Source organism: Massilia sp. YIM B02443, from assembly GCF_030411955.1.
Taxonomy (GTDB): domain Bacteria; phylum Pseudomonadota; class Gammaproteobacteria; order Burkholderiales; family Burkholderiaceae_D; genus Telluria.
Map to the genome: position 1 here is coordinate 45,743 of NZ_JASNRA010000026.1, position 20,255 is coordinate 65,997.

19 protein-coding genes are annotated in these 20,255 nt (G+C 67.6%); 13 read left to right on the forward strand and 6 right to left on the reverse strand.

What is annotated here, in order from left to right; genetic code table 11:
* Window positions 1-106 precede the first annotated feature (106 nt).
* The 7 genes from QPK27_RS21260 (at window position 107) to QPK27_RS21290 (ending at window position 4,409) form a co-directional block, all read left to right on the forward strand.
* Window positions 107-451 (forward strand): hypothetical protein, encoded by a 345-nt coding sequence (locus tag QPK27_RS21260; RefSeq protein WP_290420176.1) that lies wholly within the window; start codon window positions 107-109, stop codon window positions 449-451.
* A 382-nt stretch (window positions 452-833) separates the two neighbouring features.
* Complete coding sequence (locus QPK27_RS21265) at window positions 834-995, forward strand: hypothetical protein (RefSeq protein WP_290420177.1); 162 nt, start codon at window positions 834-836, stop codon at window positions 993-995.
* A gap of 59 nt (window positions 996-1,054) precedes the next feature.
* A complete protein-coding gene (locus tag QPK27_RS21270; RefSeq protein WP_290420178.1) occupies window positions 1,055-1,231 on the forward strand; it encodes a hypothetical protein in 177 nt (58 codons plus the stop codon).
* Window positions 1,232-1,492: 261 nt separating this feature from the next.
* Complete coding sequence (locus QPK27_RS21275) at window positions 1,493-1,882, forward strand: LiaI-LiaF-like domain-containing protein (RefSeq protein ID WP_290420179.1); 390 nt, start codon at window positions 1,493-1,495, stop codon at window positions 1,880-1,882.
* Window positions 1,872-2,576 carry a LiaI-LiaF-like domain-containing protein gene (locus QPK27_RS21280; RefSeq protein ID WP_290420180.1) on the forward strand — a complete coding sequence of 235 codons (705 nt, stop codon included), beginning with the start codon at window positions 1,872-1,874 and terminating at the stop codon, window positions 2,574-2,576. Before QPK27_RS21275 ends, QPK27_RS21280 begins: the two co-directional genes overlap by 11 nt.
* Before the next feature lie 13 nt (window positions 2,577-2,589).
* Window positions 2,590-3,669 (forward strand): sensor histidine kinase, encoded by a 1,080-nt coding sequence (locus QPK27_RS21285; RefSeq protein ID WP_290420181.1) that lies wholly within the window; start codon window positions 2,590-2,592, stop codon window positions 3,667-3,669.
* 2 nt (window positions 3,670-3,671) lie between these two features.
* Window positions 3,672-4,409 carry a LytTR family DNA-binding domain-containing protein gene (locus tag QPK27_RS21290; protein ID WP_290420182.1) on the forward strand — a complete coding sequence of 246 codons (738 nt, stop codon included), beginning with the start codon at window positions 3,672-3,674 and terminating at the stop codon, window positions 4,407-4,409.
* On the opposite strand, the gene QPK27_RS21295 is transcribed toward QPK27_RS21290, so the two are convergent.
* The 3 genes from QPK27_RS21295 to QPK27_RS21305 form a co-directional block, all read right to left on the reverse strand.
* Window positions 4,401-6,725 carry a helicase C-terminal domain-containing protein gene (locus QPK27_RS21295; RefSeq protein WP_290420183.1) on the reverse strand — a complete coding sequence of 775 codons (2,325 nt, stop codon included), beginning with the start codon at window positions 6,723-6,725 and terminating at the stop codon, window positions 4,401-4,403. The two genes, QPK27_RS21290 and QPK27_RS21295, sit on opposite strands and share 9 nt — an antisense overlap.
* Window positions 6,722-8,434 (reverse strand): VRR-NUC domain-containing protein, encoded by a 1,713-nt coding sequence (locus QPK27_RS21300; protein WP_290420184.1) that lies wholly within the window; start codon window positions 8,432-8,434, stop codon window positions 6,722-6,724. Before QPK27_RS21300 ends, QPK27_RS21295 begins: the two co-directional genes overlap by 4 nt.
* A 101-nt stretch (window positions 8,435-8,535) precedes the next feature.
* Window positions 8,536-9,378 carry a hypothetical protein gene (locus QPK27_RS21305; protein ID WP_290420185.1) on the reverse strand — a complete coding sequence of 281 codons (843 nt, stop codon included), beginning with the start codon at window positions 9,376-9,378 and terminating at the stop codon, window positions 8,536-8,538.
* Between the two features lie 59 nt (window positions 9,379-9,437).
* Here QPK27_RS21305 and QPK27_RS21310 point away from each other — a divergent pair, with 59 nt between their 5' ends.
* From QPK27_RS21310 to QPK27_RS21325, 4 genes are all read left to right on the forward strand, one after another.
* Window positions 9,438-10,277 carry a M15 family metallopeptidase gene (locus QPK27_RS21310; RefSeq protein ID WP_374047100.1) on the forward strand — a complete coding sequence of 280 codons (840 nt, stop codon included), beginning with the start codon at window positions 9,438-9,440 and terminating at the stop codon, window positions 10,275-10,277.
* Window positions 10,278-10,393: 116 nt separating this feature from the next.
* Window positions 10,394-14,161, forward strand: coding sequence for a type VI secretion system membrane subunit TssM (tssM, locus tag QPK27_RS21315; protein WP_290420186.1), 3,768 nt, complete (start codon window positions 10,394-10,396; stop codon window positions 14,159-14,161).
* A complete protein-coding gene (tagF, locus tag QPK27_RS21320) occupies window positions 14,161-15,108 on the forward strand; it encodes a type VI secretion system-associated protein TagF (protein WP_290420187.1) in 948 nt (315 codons plus the stop codon). Before tssM ends, tagF begins: the two co-directional genes overlap by 1 nt.
* A 22-nt stretch (window positions 15,109-15,130) precedes the next feature.
* Window positions 15,131-15,898 (forward strand): OmpA family protein, encoded by a 768-nt coding sequence (locus tag QPK27_RS21325; RefSeq protein WP_290420202.1) that lies wholly within the window; start codon window positions 15,131-15,133, stop codon window positions 15,896-15,898.
* Between the two features lie 177 nt (window positions 15,899-16,075).
* Here the strand turns inward: QPK27_RS21325 and icmH are convergent, their stop codons facing one another.
* The 3 genes from icmH to tssJ are packed head-to-tail and all read right to left on the reverse strand — an operon-like array spanning window position 16,076 to window position 18,894.
* Complete coding sequence (icmH, locus tag QPK27_RS21330) at window positions 16,076-16,834, reverse strand: type IVB secretion system protein IcmH/DotU (protein WP_290420188.1); 759 nt, start codon at window positions 16,832-16,834, stop codon at window positions 16,076-16,078.
* On the reverse strand, window positions 16,831-18,288 hold the full coding sequence (tssK, locus tag QPK27_RS21335) for a type VI secretion system baseplate subunit TssK (RefSeq protein WP_290420189.1): 1,458 nt from the start codon (window positions 18,286-18,288) through the stop codon (window positions 16,831-16,833). Before tssK ends, icmH begins: the two co-directional genes overlap by 4 nt.
* Before the next feature lie 45 nt (window positions 18,289-18,333).
* Window positions 18,334-18,894 (reverse strand): type VI secretion system lipoprotein TssJ, encoded by a 561-nt coding sequence (gene tssJ / locus QPK27_RS21340; protein WP_290420190.1) that lies wholly within the window; start codon window positions 18,892-18,894, stop codon window positions 18,334-18,336.
* 196 nt (window positions 18,895-19,090) lie between these two features.
* On the opposite strand from tssJ, the gene QPK27_RS21345 reads away from it, so the two are divergent.
* Both QPK27_RS21345 and tssB read left to right on the forward strand, forming a co-directional pair.
* Window positions 19,091-19,687 (forward strand): M48 family metallopeptidase, encoded by a 597-nt coding sequence (locus QPK27_RS21345; protein WP_290420191.1) that lies wholly within the window; start codon window positions 19,091-19,093, stop codon window positions 19,685-19,687.
* 58 nt (window positions 19,688-19,745) lie between these two features.
* Window positions 19,746-20,255 carry a type VI secretion system contractile sheath small subunit gene (gene tssB, locus QPK27_RS21350; protein ID WP_290420192.1) on the forward strand — a complete coding sequence of 170 codons (510 nt, stop codon included), beginning with the start codon at window positions 19,746-19,748 and terminating at the stop codon, window positions 20,253-20,255.

Genomic DNA, 20,255 nt, shown 5'->3' on the forward strand with positions numbered 1-20,255 from the left:
ATCTGTCCGGGATTGAATAACGGATTTGAGGTCACTCAACGGCTAACTGGGATCGGTATGGAGTTTCTCTTATCTAAGAATGGAATGAGTGATTAACGGAAAATGATTGAAGTTAATTATTTCTAAGCGGTTATTTATTTATTTAGGAATTGCATCTGCCCGTAGACGTTTCCGCCGCCTGGACGCGCGGGACGAAAAAATCATCTATGACGTCCCGATTTCGTCAATTCCCAGCATGGCCGACGGTGCCGTGGCGTCGGACTGCCAGCACAATCGATGCATGACAGGGATAAGGACAGGAAGCGGCAGGGAGGTACCACGAGCAGCAAATGCGCGTGCAGAAACGGCGAACAATGGTCGTTTCGACGACGCCGCGAGGCATCCCCGCATCGGCCATGCGGAAGCTGATGCGGGCGCGCACATCCTGCTGTCGCTTGCAGCTCGAACCTGATTGTGTCGTAGCCCCAGCGCGCTACATCGCATCGCGTTAGCCTGTCGACGTGAGCGTGATTCATTGCCAGGACGATGGCTTGTATGACGAGGGCACGCGGCGACCAGGGCGTCGTCGCGCTTCGCCGTTTGCGTCCGCAAGCGGGTCGAACCGGGAATGCTAGGCGATAGTGTGCGGCACCTAACGGTGAACAACGGTCGCGCTCTGTATGATGGACCTGTCTGAGTGAGGAGCGCACTGTGAAACGCGTCATTCGCGCATCGCAGTCCGCGCATTCCAACCATCTCAACAGGTTAGCCGGTCGCCTCGAGGACCGGCACCAATTCAGGGCCGCCGTTGCCTGTCGCTTGGACGGCGGACCGTATCGGAAGCGGAGGTTGCCATGTCAGAAGTGAAGCATCCATCCAAGCAGCTGGTGCGCGCCTATCTCGCACGCCGTGCGCGCGACACGGCGCCGCCGCCGACGCCCGAGGAGATCCGGCGCCAGCTTGGCTGGGGCATGCTGATGCCGGCCGATCTCAAGATGGGAACCAACCGCTCCTAATCCGCCGCACGGCGCCATGCAGGCGTCGGGACGGCAAGCCCCAACCCAAGGAGACATCCATGACCAGCAAGATCGGCAGCAAGCACATCGCACAACACCGCGGCAAGAAAGAACGCCTCGAGATCAAGCGCACCAACGTCGCCCGCGAAGCGATCCGCCAGGCGGAAGCGCGCGCCAAGTACCGCAACCAGCCGAAAGGCATGCGTCCACGCGACGAGGCGCAAGTCGCAGCCTGAGCGCACGGTTCGCACCGAGCATGGCCCGCCCTGGAGGCGGGCTTTTTTTCGTCCCGCCGTTCTCGTCGTCTGCCGGCGCCAGGCGCGCCGCCGGCTGCATCCCGCTCGAATGCCGGTTCGCCGTTCGCCGCCGTTCGATCTCCTTTTCTCCATTCGCCGCCCGCCGGCCGCCATTCGCCGAAAAGCGGTTTCGCGCCTGCCGCGGTTCTTGCTATCGTTCGTCCTGTTCGCTGACGTTCAATTCAACAGGAGCCAAGTCACATGAATACCGAAGATGCATACCGCTGGCGCAAGCAGGTGCTGTGGGGCCTGGCGCTGATCGTGCTGGGCACGGTGGTGCTGCTGGACCGCCTGGGCCATATCGACGCCCAGGATTACTGGCACTACGCGCCGCTGCTGCTGGTGGTGATCGGCGTCAGCCAGACCATCGGCTACCCGAGCCCAAAAGAATTCGGCAACGGCCTGTGGACCGTGTTCACCGGCCTGTGGCTGTTCGCCGTGTTCGAAAACGCCTTCGGCCTCACGTTTCGCAACAGTTGGCCGCTGTTCATCCTGATGTGGGGCGTCAAGCTGGTGCTCGATCCGTTCATCGCGCGCCGCTTCAACAACAACCGCATGGCCGCGCGCATGGAGAACCACCATGAAAAATGAACTGCAGCCGCGCGGCATGACCAGCCAGGTGGTGCTTGGCCTGCTGGTGATCGGCATGGGACTGCTGTTCCTGCTCGATAACCTGGGCATCCTCGACATGCACCGCGCCTTCTCGTTCTGGCCGATGGTGTTCGTGATCGCCGGCACCGTCAAGCTGTGCGACACGCGCACCCAGGGCGGGGTCCTGATGGGCGGTGGCCTGGTCGGGATCGGGATCCTGATGATGCTGGACCGGATGGGCGTGATCGACTTCAACTGGCGCACGGTGTGGCCGCTGGTGCTGATCGGCCTCGGCGTCTTCCTGGTGACCAAGGCGCTGCGCGGCCGGCGTCCGGCGCACGGCGTGCTGAAGGACGGCGCGCCGGCCGACAGCATGCTGGACGTGGTGGCGGTGCTGGGCGGCTTCGAGCGGCGCGTCACCAGCCAGGATTTTCGCGGCGCCGAAGTCACTGCCATCATGGGCGGCTGCGCGCTCGACCTGCGCGGCGCGTCGATCCAGGGCGAAGCGGTGGTCAATGTGTTCGCGTTCTGGGGCGGCCTGACGCTCAAGTGCCCGCCCGATTGGACCGTGATCCTGGATGGCACGCCGATTCTCGGCGGGTTCGAAGAGAAGACGGTGGCGCCACCCGACGACAGCAAGCGCCTGATCGTGCGCGGCTATGCGATCATGGGCGGGGTCGAGGTGCGCAATTGATGGAATATCGCTGATGGGCGCCGGCGCCTGGGGGCGGCGCAGCGCGGCGCTGTACCTGGCGGCCTGGCTGATGCTGGGCCTGATGCTGGCCGGGCTGCTGGCGGCGACCGGCGACGTGGCGCCAGGCGCCGCCGCCATATTCACGCTGCCGCTGGTGCTGGTGTATGCCAGCGCCTGCGGCTTTTCGGCCTACTACCTGTGCCGCGCCTTTCCGCTGGCGCGCAAGCCTTTGCCGGCGATCCTCGGCGTGTTCTTCGCCAGCGCCGTCATCGCTTCGCTGTTGTGGTGCGTGGCCGGCAATGCCTGGGCCGCGCTGTGCGCGTGGCTGGCGCCGCACACGCAGACGGTGACGATGTCGCGGCCGCTGACGGCAATGATGTTCGGCGTCGGCGTGCTGTGGTACGGAGTGAGCGGGGCGGCGCATTACCTGGCGATGGAGTTCGAACGTGCACGCGGGCTGGAACGCAGCGAGCTGGAAGCGCGCCTGCTGGCGCAGGAGGCCGAGCTGCGCATGCTGCGCACCCAGATCGATCCGCACTTCCTGTTCAACAGCCTGAATTCGATCAGCGCGCTCACCGCCATCGACGCGGCCGGCGCGCGCGACATGACGCTGCAGCTGGCCGGCTTCTTTCGCCAGACGCTGGGGCTGGAGGCGCAGCGCAAGGTGACGTTGCTGGAAGAAGTGGCGCTGGTGCGGCGCTTCATCGCGATCGAGGCGGTGCGCTTCGGGCCGCGCCTGGCGTTCGAGCAGCAGGTCGATGCGGATGCGCAGCGCTGCCTGCTGCCGCCGATGATCCTGCAGCCGCTGGTCGAGAACGCGGTCAAGCATGGCATCGGCGGCTTGCTCGACGGCGGCACGATCCGGGTGCGCGCCGAACGCGCCGGCTCGCAACTGAAGATCAGCATCGAAAACGATGCCGATCCGGATGCGGTGACGGGAGCGGGCGGCAAGGGCATCGGCTTGGTCAACGTCCGCCAGCGCCTGGCGGCGGCCTACGGCATCGAGGCCGGCGTGCACTGGAAAAAGAACGGGAAGTCATTCAGGGTGGACCTGGTGCTGCCCTATGAGACAGGAGAAGAAGGGAGGCAATGAGAATGCGCGTACTGATCGTGGACGACGAACACCTGGCGCGCGCGCTGCTGCGCGAGTATTTGGCGGCGCACGCCGACGTCGAGATCGTCGGCGAATGCGCCAACGGCTTCGAGGCGGTCAAGGCGATCGCCGAACGCGATCCGGATTTGGTATTCCTCGACATCCAGATGCCGAAGCTGGACGGTTTCGAAGTGGTGGAGCTGGCCGGCGCCGGGCCGCACTACATCTTCGCCACCGCCTATGACGGGTTCGCGCTGCGCGCGTTCGAGGTGCATGCCCTGGATTACCTCCTCAAGCCGTTTTCGCGCGAGCGCCTGGCCGAAGCGCTGGCGCAGGCGCGACAGCGTATGCCGTCAAGCAGTCAGGCAGCGGGGATGCAGGCGCTGGTGAAGGAGGCGGCGGCGCGCCAGCAGCCACTGGAGCGGATCCTGATTCGCGACGGCGCGCGCGTGCACGTGGTGGCAAGCAGCAGCATCGACTACATCGAGGCCCAGGACGACTACGTCGGGATCAGCGCAGAAGGTGAACGCTACCTGAAGCACGGGAGCCTGTCGGAGCTGGAAGCGCAACTCGACCCGGCGCTGTTCGTGCGCATCCACCGCTCGTTCATCGTGAATGTGGGCGCGGTGCGGCGCATCGAACCGGTCAGCAAGGACAACCACTGCGCCGTGCTGGACGGCGGCGTGCGCCTGCCGATCAGCCGCAGCGGCTACCAGAAGGTGCGCGCGCTGCTAGGCTGACAGCGCCGGCTTGTTTGCCGCCGGATTTGCGGCTGGCCGCGCCGGACGCGCGTCCAGCTCCCACCACGCCGGCATCAGCGAACGGATGCCCGGCTGGCCGAAGCGGTCGTCGATCAGCCATACCACGCCGCGATCCTGTTCGGTGCGGATCACGCGCCCGGCCGCCTGCACCACCTTCTGGATGCCGGGGTAAAGATAGGTGTAGTCGTAGCCGGCGCCGAACAGGGTCTGCATCCGTTCGCGCAGCTGTTCGTTGACCGGGTTCACCTGCGGCAGCCCGAGGGTGGCCACGAAGGCCCCGATCAGGCGGTTGCCCGGCAGGTCGACCCCTTCGCCGAAGGCGCCGCCCAGCACCGCGAAGCCGATCCCGGCGCCGCCCGGCGCGAAGCGGTCGATGAATCCCTGGCGCTCGGCCTCGCTCATGCGCCGCTCCTGGCGCCACAGCGGGATGGACGGGTCGAGCCGCGCCAGCGCCGTCGCCACCTGGTCCATGTAGTCGAAGCTGCTGAAGAAGGCCAGGTAGTTGCCTTCGCGTTCGCGGTACTGGCGCGCGATCAGGGCCGCGATCGGCGCCACCGAGGCGGCGCGCTGCTGGTAGCGGGTCGAGATGCCGTGCGCGACGTGCACGTCGAGCTGGTCGGCCTTGAATGGCGAGGCGACGTCGACCCAGGCCGTGTCCTCGGGCAGGCCGAGCGTGTCGCAGCAGTAGTGCCATGTGCCGAGCGTGGCCGAGAACAGCGTGGCCGAATGGGCGGCGGCGAAGCGCGGGCCGAGGAAGGGCGCCGGCACCACGTTGCGGATGCAGATGACCGAATCGCGCAGCGGATCGTGCATGCCTTCGCGCGACAGGTCGCACAGCGAGTGCGGGCCGAAGGCTTCGGCCAGGCGCACGAAGGCCAGCGCATCGAAATGGAAGCGCTGCAGGTCGGGGTCGAGCGGGCCGGGGAAGGCGGCCAGGTGTTCGTTGACCGCGCTGGCAGCCGTTTGCAGCGCGTCGACCAGTTTCGACGGCACCGATTCCAGCACCTGGTAGGGCGCCGGGGCGGTCTTGTTGACGGCCGACCAGGCACGCCCGACCTTTTCCAGCGCCTTCTTGATCTCGCCCGGCGCATTGGCGCGCGCCAGGCGCAGCGCGGTGCGGTCGATCTGGGCGCTGTACATCGAGCGCGCGCGGCTGACCAGGTTGTGCGCCTCGTCGACCAGCACGCTGGTCTTCCAGCCGTTGTTCTGGGCCAGCGCGTACAGCATGGCGCCGCCGTCGAAATAATAGTTGTAGTCGCCAACCACCACGTCGGACCAGCGCGCCATCTCGCTGCCCAGGTAGTAGGGGCAGACGTCGTGCGCCAGGGCCACTTCGCGCAGGGCTTCGCGGTCCAGCACCGGCACCTCGGCCGCGGCGGCGCGCGCTTGCGGCAGGCGGTCGTAGAACCCTTTGGCCAGCGGGCAGGATTCGCCGTGGCAGGCTTTATCGGGATGCTCGCAGGCCTTGTCGCGCGCGGTCAGTTCGAGCACGCGCAGCGGGATCGTCCTCCCGGAGGTCGAACTGGCACGACAGAGGCTCGCCGCGCCGTCCAGCGCCAGGCGCCGCCCCGGCGTCTTGGCGGCCAGAAAGAACACCTTGTCCAGGCCCTGCTGCGGCAAGGCCTTCAATACCGGAAACAGGCTGCCGACGGTCTTGCCGATGCCGGTCGGGGCCTGCGCCAGCAGGCACCGTCCGCTGGCGTTGGCGCGGTAGATGTTTTCGGACAGCTGGCGCTGGCCGGGCCGGAAATCGGCGTGCGGGAAGCGCAGGGCGCTCAGGGCCGCGTCGCGCGCCGTGCGGTGCGCCGCCTCGCTGGCGGCCCAGGCGGCGAAGTGTTCGCACAGGTCGCGAAAGTGCGATTGCAGCCAGGCGGCGTCGCGCGTCTCGCGCAGCACGGTTTCGACGCCGCTGCCGATGTCGTAGTAGACTAGCGCCAGGTGGATGCGCTCCAGCCCCAGCTCGGCGCACAGCAGGTGGCCGTAGACGCGTACCTGGGCCCAGTGCAGGTGGCGGTGGTTGTCGGGGATCGCATCGGCGCGGCCGCGGTGGGTCTTGATCTCTTCGACCAGGCATTCGCGTTCGTCGAAGCCGTCGGCGCGGCCGCGCACGTGCACACCGTTCCATTCGCCCGACAGCGCCACCTCGGTGCGGTAGCCGTCGCCGCGGCGCGCGCCGACCACGGCGTGGCCGGCAATGCCTTCCTGGGCGCTGGGCGAGGGCGTGAAGCGCAGGTCGAGGTCACCCTGCTTGGCCGTGAACTCGCACAGGGCCCGTACCGCGACGGTGTAGCTCACGCGGCCTGTTCCAGTGCCGGCGCTTCGGCTGCCTGTTCCCACTGCAGGTAGCACACCGAGACCGGCATGCCGTGCGTTGCGCAGTACTCGATCCAGCGCAGCTGGTTGTCCTGCAGCCGGTCGCCCGGGCCCTTCACCTCGATCATGGTGTAGCGCGCCTCATGGGGCCAGAACTGGATCAGGTCGGGGAAGCCGGTGCGGTTGGCCTTGACGTCGGCCAGGATGCGCTCGCACCACTTGCGCAGGTGCGTCGGCGGGATGCAGTGCAGGGCCAGCTCGAGCAGGTCGGCGTCGATCGCTTCCCAATGCACGAAGGGGCAGGACAGGCCGGCCTTTTCGAGATGGTTGCGCCGGATCGTGTCACGGTAGCTGCCGTCGTCCAGTTCGGCCAGGCAGGCGGCGAATTCCGCCGCGCGGCGCTGGTGGAAGTCGGCGCTGTACAGGTCAGCCGGGCCGCGGTGAAAGGGGTGGAAGAAGGCGCCGGGGATGGCCGCGAACACGGCGCGCCAGCACAGCAGGCCGAACAGGGTGTTGGCCAGCGCGTTCTCGACGTAGAACACGGGTGCTTGCATGTCGCTTTGCTGCGCCAGGTGGTCGCGCACCACGCCTTCGACCCACGGACCGAGGTGCGGCAGCGGCAGGCACAGGTCGATGCGGTCGACCGCCGCGGCGCGCCGCGCCGGCAGGCGCGCGTGGCCGAGTTTGCGCGCCAGGCGCGGTGCGATGCGCGCCAGGTGCTGGCGTTCGGCGTCGCTTTCGGGGTTAATCTGGGCGGTGCACAGGAGTTGATAGGCGTGCTCGAAGCGCTCGTGCTTTTCCAGCACCCGGATCGAACGCGCGCGCGCGCCGGGGAAGCGGCAGCGCGCGTACGCATCGAAGGCGCCGTCCCAGTCCTTCAATTTTTCGTAGTGCTGGCCGATCTGGAACAGCAGCTTTTCGCGCCGGCTTTCGAGCCAGTCGTTGCCGAAGGCGTGCTGCGGCACGTCGCGCACGATCTGGTCGACCGTCTCGCCGGTGTCGCGGGCGCTGGCGAAGCGTTCGCGGCACGCATGCAGCTGGATGTAGTGCTCGACGTCGGCGCGGCGCCGGAAGCCGCGCGAGGCCGGCGAGATGTCAACCTGTTCGTAGCGGAACAGGCCCAGGTCGGACAGCACGAACTCGGTCCAGTCCTGGTGCAGGTTGCCGAAGAAGATCAGGCGCAGGCGGTCGCACAGCGGTTTCACCAGGATGCGTAGCGCGGTATCGGTGCAGTCCTGGTACCAGACGGAGAAGGGACGCTGGTCGGCGTCGGTGAGTTCGTCGCACAGCGCCTCGCGCAATGCTGCAAGTTGCTCGTCCTTGCGCGCGTTCTTGTGGCGCAGGCGCGCGCCGAAGGCTTCGGCGATCTCGGGTTTGGACAGCAGGTCGAACAATTCGTCCAGCGTCAACGCGGGGTCACGTTCGATCCAGCCGGTGCCGAGCAGCAGGTTGGCCGCTTCGACCGGGCAGCCGATCTCGGCGTACATCAGCTTGCTGGCGCGGAACAGGTCGCCCTTGCGCATGACCATGCGCACGAACAGCGCGCGCGCATTCTGCGGCAGGGCCGGGAAGGCGGCCAGGAAGGCGAGTTCGGTTTCGTCGAGCAGGTCGGCATAGCGTTCGCCGATCCAATCGAGAACGCGCTGGAAATTGTCCAGATAATAAAACTCGTTTTCCAGAACCCTGATCATGACGGAACGTCCTACTGTGCTTATGTACAGTATAACGCCGTCGGCGCCGAAGTCCCAGCGCTTTTGGCCGCGCCAACCGATGGCGCGGACTTTTTACCACGTTATTGACGGGCGGGGCGGGGGCGGCAGGCGTCGTCGGCGCAGGGCGATGCGTTTTCGTCAATGCCGTCGCCGGCAGCGTGGCCGTTGGCGTGATAGATGACGGCCGAGATCAGCGCCACGTCGCTGTCGTCGTGTTCGCCCGAGCGGGCCGGGTTGATCGTGCGCGCCCGTGGGTTCTGGCGTGCTGGCGGGCGGGCCGAAGCGGTGCGCGCACGGCTGGGAGCAGGGCGGGCTTCGCTGCGCGCCACGCCACGCGCTTCGGGACGACGCTCCTGGCGTGGCTCAGAGCGGGCCTCGCGCCGTGGTTCCGGTCGCGGCTCCGGTCGGGACTCGCGCACCGGGGGGGCCGCCGCCACTTTTACCGGGGCCGGCGGAACGATCACCGGCGCCACCTTGACCGGCGCCGGCTTGGCGTCCGGCCCGTCGAGCATGCGCAGTGGCGGCGCCGGCTCGGGCGCGGCGTCGACGATCAGGGCCGACCTCGTCTCCTGAACCGGCGCCGGCACGTTTTCCGTGCCCGGCTGCGCCTCTTGCAGCGGCTGCGACACCGCGCCGCCGATACGCACCGCCCCGCTTTCGCTGACCTGTGCCACCTCCACCGTCTGCGTGCCGCTGTCGGCCGCCAGCAAGGCCAGGGTGGCAGTCAGCCCCACCGCGACCAGGGCGGCGGCGCCGTACCAGACCAGGCGCACCCCGGTGCGTCCGCCTGAACGGCGCGCCGGCTCGCGCTCGAGTTTGGCCAGGATGCTGTCTTCATGGCCACTGCGGCGCGATGACGACATCAGGTTGGGGCGCAGATGAGGATGCGAGCTGGCAGCTTGATTTTCGTCTGAAGGACGCACGACAACACTCCTAAGATTGGCTTTTCCGATTCCGATTAGAAACAATCTTGGGGACTTCCATGCTGATCTTTATCGCCCTTCTGTACGTTTGTGTTGCATCCGGCCTGATCTGGCTTGTGCTTTTTCCAGGTGGGCGCGCATGGGTGTCGCGTGGCGTGTTCAACGTGCGCGGCCTGTTCGCGCGCCGGGCGCCGGCCTGGCATCACGCGCGCCGCCAGTCCGGCGCCGCGCTGGAAGAGGCCGCCACCGACTGGCGCGCGCGCATCGTGGACGGTGCGCGCCGTCACCGCATGCTGCTGGCGGTCGGGGTGCCGGTGATCCTGGTGCCGTCGCTGCTGGCGCTGGCATTGAGCAAACCGGGCATGCTGCCGGTGTATGAAAGCAGCAACGCCTTGCCCGACGAGCAGATCGCAGCGCTGCTGGCCGGCGAGCAGCTGGTGCCGCCGGTCGCTCTACCGCCGGATGTGTTCACCACCCGCGAAGTGGAGCTGGTGCGGCCGATGCTGGTGGGCGCCAGCCGCAACTGGGGCCTGCTGCATCCCGACTTCAGCGCGCGGCTGCTGTTGGCGTTCAAGATCATGAAGGAACAGCACGGCTACGAGATGGCACTGCTGGAAGGCTACCGCAGCCCGGCGCGCCAGGACGAGCTGGCCAATGCGGGCGGCCACGTCACCAATGCGCGTGCGTTCCAGAGCTGGCACCAGTATGGGCTGGCGGCCGATTGCGCCTTCCTGCGCGACGGCAAGCTGGTGATCTCGGAGAAGGATCCGTGGGCCATGCGCGGCTACCAGCTGTACGGCCAGGTGGCCGAATCGCTCGGCCTGACCTGGGGCGGGCGCTGGCAGATGATGGATTTCGGCCACATCGAGTTGCGGATGCGCGGAGTGATGCGCCGTTGATACGGTCCGGCGGGGGTTGCGACGGCTCAAATGCCGGCTGACTTCGACATGCGACATTTCCTGCTGGATCTGTCGCAGCTCCCGTCCACTCCCTTTGCAACCACACTCATCCCGCCATGGCACGAATCTGGAAGTTCCTGACCGACACCCGCGTGCTGGCGGTGATCGGTATCGCCGCGCTCGCGGCCATCCTGATGATCGGCGCCGCGGTGCTTGGCGTCGGTCTGTTGTGGGCTGCGATCGTCGGCCTGGTGCTGTTGGCCTGCTGGGGCATCTGGTGGATGCTGCACCGCGCCTGGCGCGCGCGCAAGGCCAGGCAGCTGCTGGCGGCGATGGCCGAGGGCGACGCCAGTCTTGAAGCCGACGGCCGCGGCGAAGTCGCGGTGCTGCGCAAGAATCTGCTGGAAGCGGTATCGACCATCAAGACCTCGAAGCTGGGCCTGACGCGCGGCGCCGCGGCGCTGTACGAGCTGCCCTGGTACATGATCATCGGCAATCCGGCGGCCGGCAAGAGCAGCGCCATCGTCCACTCCGGGCTGACCTTCCCGATCCCCGGCAACAAGGCGCTGCAGGGCGTGGGCGGCACCCGCAACTGCGACTGGTTCTTCACCACCGACGGCATCCTGCTCGACACCGCCGGCCGTTACTCGGTGCAGGACGACGACCGCAACGAGTGGTTCGGCTTCCTTGACCTGCTACGCAAGCACCGCAGCCGGGCGCCGGTCAACGGCATCCTGATCGCGGTCAGCGTGGCCGAACTGATGGCGGGTCCGGCCACCGCCTCGCACGAACTGGCCAAGAACCTGCGCACCCGGGTGCAGGAACTGACCGAGCGCCTGGGCGTGCATGCGCCGGTGTACGTGGTGTTCACCAAGGCCGACCTGATCGCCGGCTTCCAGGACTTCTTCCACGGCGCCGAACGCGCCGAGCGCGATCGCATCTGGGGCGCCACGCTGCGCTACAACCGGCGCTCCACGCCGGTGGACGTGCTGGGCTTCTTCGACAGCCAGTTCGAGGAACTGGTCGACGGCCTCAAGGAAATGAGCCTGGCCGGCATGGGGGCCAACCGCAGCAGCGCGATGCGGCCCGGCGTGTTCACCTTCCCGCTCGAATTCGCGGCGATCAAGACCCCGCTGCGCGCTTTCCTGGCCACGCTGTTCGAAGAGAACACTTATCAGTTCAAGCCGGTGTTCCGAGGCTTTTATTTCACCAGCGCGCTGCAGGAAGGCAGCGTGCAAGACCTTTCCAGTCGGCGCGTGGCCAGCCGCTTCGACCTGGCGCTGCAGGAGCAGAAAGGGACGGCGCCCGACGCCGCCGGCGAGCAGTCCGGTTTCTTCCTGCTCGACCTGTTCCGCAAGGTGATCTTCGCCGACCGTGAATTGGTCAAGCGCTATACCAATCCGTCGGCGGCGCGCTGGAAGGTGGGCGCCTTCTTCGCCGCCACCATCGTGCTGGGCTGCGCGATGGGCAGCTGGTCGTGGTCATATATGGGCAATCGCCAGCTGGTGGCCAACGTGCAGTCCGACCTGGAGAAGGTGCAGAAGCTCCAGGCCGGACGCATCGACTTGCAGTCGCGCCTGGAAGCGCTCGACATCCTGCAGGACCGGATCGAGCAGCTGGACCGCTATGCCGAAGACCAGCCGCTGGCGCTGACGTTCGGCCTGTACCAGGGCGAGACCCTCGAGCGCAAGCTGCGCGACGAATACTTCGCCGGGGTGCGCGCGGTGATGGTGGAGCCGGTCACCGCCGCACTGGAATCGATGCTGCTTGAGGTGAACAACAACGCCGCCGCGCTCGACCCCAACGCCCAGGCGCCGACTGCTCCACCGAAGCCCGGCCAGCCCTACCAGGATGCCTCGCCCACCAACGTCGGCGACGCCTACAACGCCCTCAAGACCTACCTGATGCTGGGCGACAAACGGCACGCCGAACCGGGCCACCTGAACGACCAGCTGACCCGTTACTGGCGCGGCTGGCTGGCGGCGAACCGCGGCAGCATGCCGCGCGAGCAGATGATCCGCAGCGCCGAGCGGCTATTGAGCTTCCACCTGGACCAGATCAACGATCCGGCCTGGCCGCAGATGACCCTGAAACTCGGCCTGCTCGACACCACCCGCGAGCACCTGCGCCGCGTGGTGCGCGGCACGCCGGCGCGCGAGCGCGTCTACGCCGACATCAAGACGCGGGCCGCGACGCGCTTCCCGGCGGTGACGGTGGCGCGCATCGTGGGCGAACAGGATGCGGGCCTGGTGGCGGGCAGCCATGCGGTCAGCGGCGCCTTCACCCGCGCGGCCTGGGAAAAGTTCGTGGCCGGCGCGATCCGCGACGCCTCCAACAAGGAGCTGAACACGGTCGACTGGGTGTTGAAGACCACCGCGCGCGACGACCTGACGCTGGAAGGCAGCCCGGAGCAGATCCAGAAGACGCTGATCGACCTGTACAAGGCCGACTACGCGCGCGAATGGGTCAAGTTCGTGCAGGGCGTGGCGGTGGCCGACCTGCGCGGCTTCGACGCCAGCGTGCAGGCCATGAACCGGCTGGGCGACCCGCAATCGTCGCCCATCGCCAGGCTGCTGCGCACCATCTACGACGAGACGGTGTGGGACAATCCGGGCGCGCCGCGCGCGGCGATGAGCAAGACCGAGCGTGGCGTGATCGGGTGGATCAAGGAAGTGATCCTGCGCCGGGCGCCGTCGGATGCGCGCACGCTGGCCGATACCGTCGATCCGGTTGCGCTCATGGCCCAGGGCCAGGCGCAGGGAGCAGGGCCGATCGGGCGCGAGTTCGCCGGCGTGGCGCGGCTGGTCGGGGCGAAGGAAAAAGAAGCCTCGCTGATGACCGGCTATCTGGATGCGCTGTCGCGTTTGCGCACACGCCTGAACCAGCTGAAGAACCAGGGCGACCCCGGCCCCGGCGCCAAGCAGTTCATGCAGCAGACGCTGGAAGGCAGCGGCTCGGAACTGGCCGACGCGCTGCGCTACGTCGACGAGCAGATGCTGACCGGGATGAGCGACAGCCAGAAGGGCGCGCTGCGGCCCCTGCTGGTGCGCCCGCTGACCCAGACCTTCGCCATGATCGTGCTGCCGTCCGAGGCCGAGATCAACAAGACCTGGCAGGCGCAGGTGGTCGAGCCGTTCACGCGCACCCTGGCCACCAAGTACCCGTTCAGCGCCAGCTCCAGCGTCGAGGCCACGCCGGACGAGATCGGCCAGGTGTTCGGGCCCGAAGGCGCGGTGGCCAGGTTCGTGAATACCTCGATGGGGCCGCTCGTGGTGCGGCGCGGCGACGTGCTGGCGGCGCGCACCTGGGCCGACATCGGCATCGCGCTCGTACCCCAGGCGGTGGCCAGTTTCCCGGGCTGGGTGGCGCCGCTGTCGAACAATGGCGTGGCCAGCGGCGGCGCGGCGCAGACGGTGTTCCAGGTGCTGCCTCTTAGCGCGCCCGGCACCCTCGAATACACGATCGAGATCGACGGCCAGCAGCTGCGCTACCGGAACACGCCGCCCAGCTGGACCAATATGGTGCACCCGGGCCCGCAGGGGATGGCCGGGGCGCGCGTGTCGGCGGTGACCTTCGACGGGCGCACCGTGGAGCTGTTCAACCAGCCCGGCCAGTTCGGCCTGCAGCGCCTGTTCGAGGCGGCCCAGCGCAAGCGCAAGGACGACGGCGTGCACGAGCTGCGCTGGAGCGCCAACAACGTGTCGGTGGCGGTCGACCTGAAGATCGTCAGCAGTCCGCAGTCGGGCGGATCGGGTGCCGGCAGCGGCCAGGGCTTCCGCGGCCTGCGCCTGCCGCAGGCGATCGTCGGTCGCAGCGATGCGGCGCCAGCACCAGAGCCTGCCCCCGCGAATGCGCCGGCGCTGGCCAGCGCGGGAGTCCAGTGATGCGCCCGGACCGTATCGGCTATTTCGGCAAGGTGCCGGCGCGCGCCGACTTCGTCAAGCTGGCCAACGACACCGCCGTGATGGGCATGCTCGACGGCTGGCTGGCCAAGGTCATGACTCTGTTGCCGTCGGATGCGCGCTGGCGCTTTCACTACGACGCCATGCCGCCGGTGAGCTTCGCCCTGGTCGGTCCGGCGCGCCACCACGCGGTGGCCGGCCACCTGCTGGCCAGCCGCGACCAGTCCGGGCGACGCTTTCCATTCCTGGCCACGCGCACGCTGGCCGTGAACGACCCGGCGGCCTTCGTTGCGCGCTGTCCGCTGGCGTTCGCGCCGTTGTGGGTGTTCCTGGAAGAGATCTGCCCCAAGGTGCTCGGCGAGACCGATCCGGCGGCGTGGCTGCAGACGATCGCCGACAGCGCCATCGGCCTGGGCGACGAGGCAGGATTGGCGCGCTGGATGGAGCACGGCACGCTTGGTTCGCTCGACAACCTGCTCGGGCGCCCCGGCGTGGCGCGCCTGGTGCTGGCGCTGGGATTGCTGCTGCAGCCGGTGATGCACAGCCAGCCGGCCGAACTGCACAAAAGCCTGGTGCTGCCGCTGCCGCAGGACGGCGCGGCGCGCTATTGCGTGGCCGCCTTCTGGCTGGAACTGATCGCGCCGTTCCTGCGCCGCGCCCAGTTCGACCTGGCGCTGTTCGTCACGCGCCAGGAAGACCGTCCGGTGCTGGTGGTGGGCTTTTGCGCCGCCCTGGCCGAAACGCTGCGCGCCGTGATCGACCCGCTGGTGGGCAGCGAATTCCAGGTGCACCTGCGCGACACCGACTGGATCGACGAGCAGCTCCAGTTCGACGCCGACGTGCGCGTGCTGGCCAGCCACCTGGCCCAGCCCGACCTGCCCCTGGGACTGGCGCACGACCTGTTCATGAAGACCTTCATTGGAGCATGACGTGAAAACTTCCCTGTTGTTGATGGCGGCCTGGCTGGCCGCCGGCGCCGCGCATGCCGATCCGCAGGCGGCGGCCGTGACCCAAGGCGGCACTGCGGAAGCGCCGGTGGTGGTCAGCGGCATGGTCGCCGACGAAGCGAGCAAGGCGGCCCTGCTGGAGCGCCTGCGCGCGCTGTACGGCGCCGGACGCGTGGTCGACCAGCTGTCGGTGGGCGCGGTGTCGACGCCGGCCAACTGGAATGTGTATCTCGGGCGCCTGATCGGGCCCAATTTGCGACTGGTGAAGGGCGGCCAGCTGAAAGTGGAGGGCAACAACGTCAGCCTGCGCGGCGACGTTGCCGACGAAGCGCAGCGCCAGCGCATCGCTGCCGAGATCGCGGCCAGCCTGAATCCGACCTACACCGTCAACAACGGCCTGCGCGTGGTGCAGTCGCAGCAGGCGGTGCTGGACACCGCGCTGGCCGACCGCATCATCGAGTTCGAATCGGGCAAGGCGGCGCTGACGCCGGCCGGGACCGAGGTGCTGGACCAGATGACGGCGGCGCTGCGCAAGCTCAAGGGCGTGCGGGTCGAGGTCATCGGCCACACCGACAACGCCGGCTCGCGCGCCGGCAACCTGTCGCTCAGCCAGGCGCGCGCCGAGGCGGTCAAGACCTACGTGGTGGGGCAGGGGATCGCGCCGGACTCGATCGCGGTGTCGGGGGAGGGGCCCGATCGGCCGGTGGCGGATAACCGGACGCCGGAAGGGAAGGCGAGGAATCGCAGGATCGAGTTCAAGGTGATTCAGTAAAGCCTGGCTACCAACTCATGAGCCGTCGTCCCCGCGAAGGCGGGGACCCAAGTTTGCATGCAGACCGATAGCTTGTAATGCAGTTGGTACGCAACGGACTTGGGTCCCCGCCTTCGCGGGGACGACGGTTTTGGGGCAACGATATTACCAATCTGGCCGGTGGGTCGGCCATCCCGATCACGGCAAGGTAATCGTCACATACGCCGCCCGCGGCGGCAGCTTCACCAGGTCGTTGTACTGTGCCAGCGTCGCCTCGGTCTCGCGTCCCAGCACGGTCCGGAAGCCCAGGTAGCCGCCCAGTCCCACCACAGCGAACACCGCCCCCAGCACCCACAGCGACAGGTCGCTGCGCAGCCGGTTCACCACCTGGTCCGGCCGTTCGGCATGCGGCGCGAACCCGCGCGTGCGCCCGCGCATGCGCGCGATCTCGTCGCCCAGGCGCGCGATCAGGTAATCGAGCTTGTCGCGGCCGTCGAGCGCGTAGCGGCCCTGGAAGCCGAGCAGCAGGCACATATGGAACACTTCCAGCGCCTCGACGTGCTGGGCGCCGCGCGCGCGCAGGTCTTCCAGCCGGTGGAAGAAGTGCTCGCCCGCCAGCTGGTCGCCGAATACGCGCAGCTGCAGCGGGCGCGTTTCCCACGCTTCGCGCACCTCGTAGCTGGAGCGCAGGATGATCTCGTCCACCGCCGAGCAGAAGGCGTACTTGGCCGCCGTCACGTCCTCGGCCGCGATGCCCAGTCCCTTGGCGTTGCGGTCGACGTCGGCCAGGAAGGCGGTCATGTTGTCTGCGAACGCGCCCTTGTCCTGCGGCCCGCAGCCGTTCTGCAGCAGGAACAGCGCATGGAAACCCTCGTACATGATGTCCACCAGCCGTTGAACACGGCTGGCACCCTGGTCGCCTGCAGGCGCGGCGCGGCGCTCGATGAAGGCGTTCATGCCGACACCGCGATCAGTTCGAGCCGCAGGTCGCGGATGCCGGGCGCGCTGTGCACGACGCCATGCAAGGAATTCTGGCTGCCGGCGCCGTGGGCGGCAGGCGGCGGTCCGCCCGGCACATGCCCGCCCGGCACGTAGATCGAGATCGACTGTGACTTGAGCATCGATTCGTACAGCGCGCCGCGGTTCTCGAGCACGAAATAATAGGTGTCGGGCCGCACCGGAATCGCCGCCGGCACCTGCGGCGCGTGCACCAGCTTCACGCCCGGCAGCGCCGACAGCACGAACTTGTCGACGTCTTCCGGCGCGCCGATCTTGAATTGCAGCGGAACGGCTTCCACCAGCTTGAGCGCCGCCATGTCGGCCGACACCGCCAGGTACAGCGTGGTCTGCAGGTTGATGCGGCCCGAGTCGAGCGCGCCCAGGTAGTAGTTGGGGCGGTCCTTGTGCAGAGCGATGGTGAAATAGCGCGACGAGATCACGGTGTCGAGCAGGTCGCGGATGATGCCGTCCAGGCGCGCGAACTGCGGTCCCGGATCGGCGTGCACGTAGGACGGCAGGTCTTCCAGCCGGTAGCTGCGCGAATAGGTCATCAGGCCGCCGGCCAGCTGCAGCAGGGCGCCGTACAGGCGCTCCGGATGCAGCTCGCGGTGATGCAGGTAGTGGGCCAGCGCCGCATAGCCGGCGCTGGCGGTGTGCAGCAGCCAGAACGAGGAGACGTCGCCGCCGCGGATCTCGACCACGTTGCGGCTCGGCTCGCGCAGGTCGCCGTACAGGGCGTTGACCTTGGCCAGCAGCTTTTCCATCAGCCGCGCCAGGCCGGTATGCAGGCCGCCCGCTTGCCCGCTCACGGCGTCGATCGACATGCTGGGCGGGATGAAGCCGGGATCGAGCTCGAAGCCGCCGGTGGCCACACGGCGCAGGCGCAGTAGCGGAAAGCTCTCGTAGGCTTCCAGCGCCTCGCTCTCGGGCACCAGGCGCAGCGTCTTGCGCAGGTAAGTGACCGGGGCATCGGCGGCCTGGGTGTACAGGTCCTGGGTTTCGCGCTCGTGGCGGCCGTAGCGCATTGTCGGCGCATCCGGAAAGTCGACCCCGTCGTCGCCGATGCTGCAGTTTTCGCCGTGGGTCTTGAGCGAGGGCAGGGCGGCGTGGAAGGTGACGGTCTGCGGCGAGCCGGGCAGCTCGCCCAGGCGCACCGGCAGCGGCAGCGGATCTCCTCCCGGGGCGCGATACACTTCGCCGTCCGGGAACAGCAGCGACAGTTCGTCGATGCGCAGCACGTCGTGGCGCAGGGCGTCGAGGTCGATGCCCAGGCGCCGCACGCCCCAGCAATACGGGTGTAGCGCGCAGGCGGTCTGGTTCAGCCGCGCCTCGTGGTAGCGGTCCTGCTGCTGGAAATGCTGGGGGCGCAGGAACAATCCTTCGCCCCATAAGACCTTGGATGGCATGCTCACGTCGGCCTCGCTCGATTGATCAGGATGACAGGGAAATGTTGCAGCTTATTGACAGCGCACGGAGGCGACCGAGGCGGTGCTGGCGCCAGCGCCGCTCAGACCCATGGCGCAGCCGAACAGGCCGATGTTGACGCCGTCGCGTTCGGCGTCGGCGGCGCTGACAGTGGTTCGCCAGCGCTGTCCGGCCGGACGATGGAACAGGGCCACCACGCCGACCACGCCCGCTTCGCGCCCGACCTTTTCCACGCTCTCGTAGCGCTGCCCCGGCACCAGCATGATCTCGCGCACTTCGACCAGGTCGTTGCCCAGGCTCTCGCGCTCCGCCTGGGGCGTAAGGAAGGCAGCAAATGGCGCTGCCTCGAACGCGTCCTTCTGGCGCAGCTTGTAGACCCGTACCGCGAGCGCCAGCGGACGGCCGCGCTCGTCGACATTCAGGCGCTGCGCCGCATGCAGCCGCAGCGGCACGTTGCGTGGCGGCTTTTGCAGTTCAGGCAGCTCGGGCGGCTTGCGCAGCCCGATGGCTTCCAGTGCGCCCCCGCCGCAGCCGCCCAGCGTAGTGGCCAGCAACAGGCAGCACAGGGTGAGGGTCGGACGGACTGTGGTCATGCTTTCTCCTCGGAATGTTTAGCGCGCACCAGCGATGGATTGAACCCGACCCGACCGGCAACAGCACTGACGCGGCGCAAATCCGACGCGTATGCGACACCGACCAAGGGAACTTATTAATCATTGACGTTGCACAATTTCAGTGAAGACGCGATGCGAATAATGGTGGCTTGTTCACACCCCTGGAGAGCCGAGCATGATCCGCCACCGTCTGTACCCCGTGCTGTTCGCCGCCGCCGCTGCCGCGCTGGCCGGGTGCGAAACCATGAATGCCAATTCGAGCGCCAGGCAGTCTGCCGCCGTGTCGCCCAACATCTACGCAGAAGCCGACGCTGCACTGGCTTCCGGCCAGAGCGAAAAAGCCATCTCCCTGCTCAAGTCGGCCAGCGTGGCGCATCCGGTCGACAAGAAACCGTGGGTGCGCATGGCCCAGATCCGCTTCGACGCCACCCAGTACGGCGAAGCCATCTCGAATGCCCAGGAAGCGCTGGCGCGCGACCCCGACGACACCCTGGCCTACAGCATCCTGGCCGTGAGCGGCCTGCGCGTGGCCAGCAAGGCGCTGGCCGACCTGACCCGCAAGAACAACCTGCAGGGATCGGTGCGCAGCGAAGCCCAGGACCTGGCCAAGCTGCTGCGCTCCAGCCTGGGCGAAGAGGTGCTGGTGTCGTCGCGCACCGCGCAGCGCAAGGATCCGCCGGCGCGCAAGACCACGCCATCGCAGCCGGCGGTCGCAGGCCCGTCCAAGCCCGCCGCTGCTGCAAGCGGCAGCCCGTTCGACGTCCTCAAATAAAACCCGAGCCGGCGCCCGGCCGGTCTTTCCAACCCCGCTTCAATTCACTGGAGTCGCCATGGCCAAGAACGAAAGCGTGCAAAAACGCTTGCAGAAAGTGCGCGCGCCGCGCGTGCAGATGACCTACGACGTCGAGATCGGCGACGCCATCGAGAACAAGGAACTGCCGTTCGTGGTCGGCGTGGTTGGCGACTTCGGCAACGATCCGAACGTCGATAAGAAGCGCCTCAAGGACCGCAAGTTCGTCAACGTCGACGCCGGTAATTTCGACGAGGTGCTGGGCGCGGTGGCCCCGGTGGCCAGCTTCAAGGTTGACAACCACCTGTCCGACGAGGGCGGCCAGTTCGGCGTGCAGCTGCAGTTTCGCGAGATGGACGACTTCCGTCCCGAAGCCGTGGTGCGCCAGGTGGCGCCGCTGGCGGGGCTGCTGGAGGCCCGCACCAAGCTGGCCGACCTGCGCAACAAGCTGGCCGGGAACGACAAGCTGGAAGACATCCTGACCGAAGTGCTGGGCAATACCGAAAAACTCGACAGCCTGCGCAAGCAAGGCGGCGCAAAGGAGGAATGA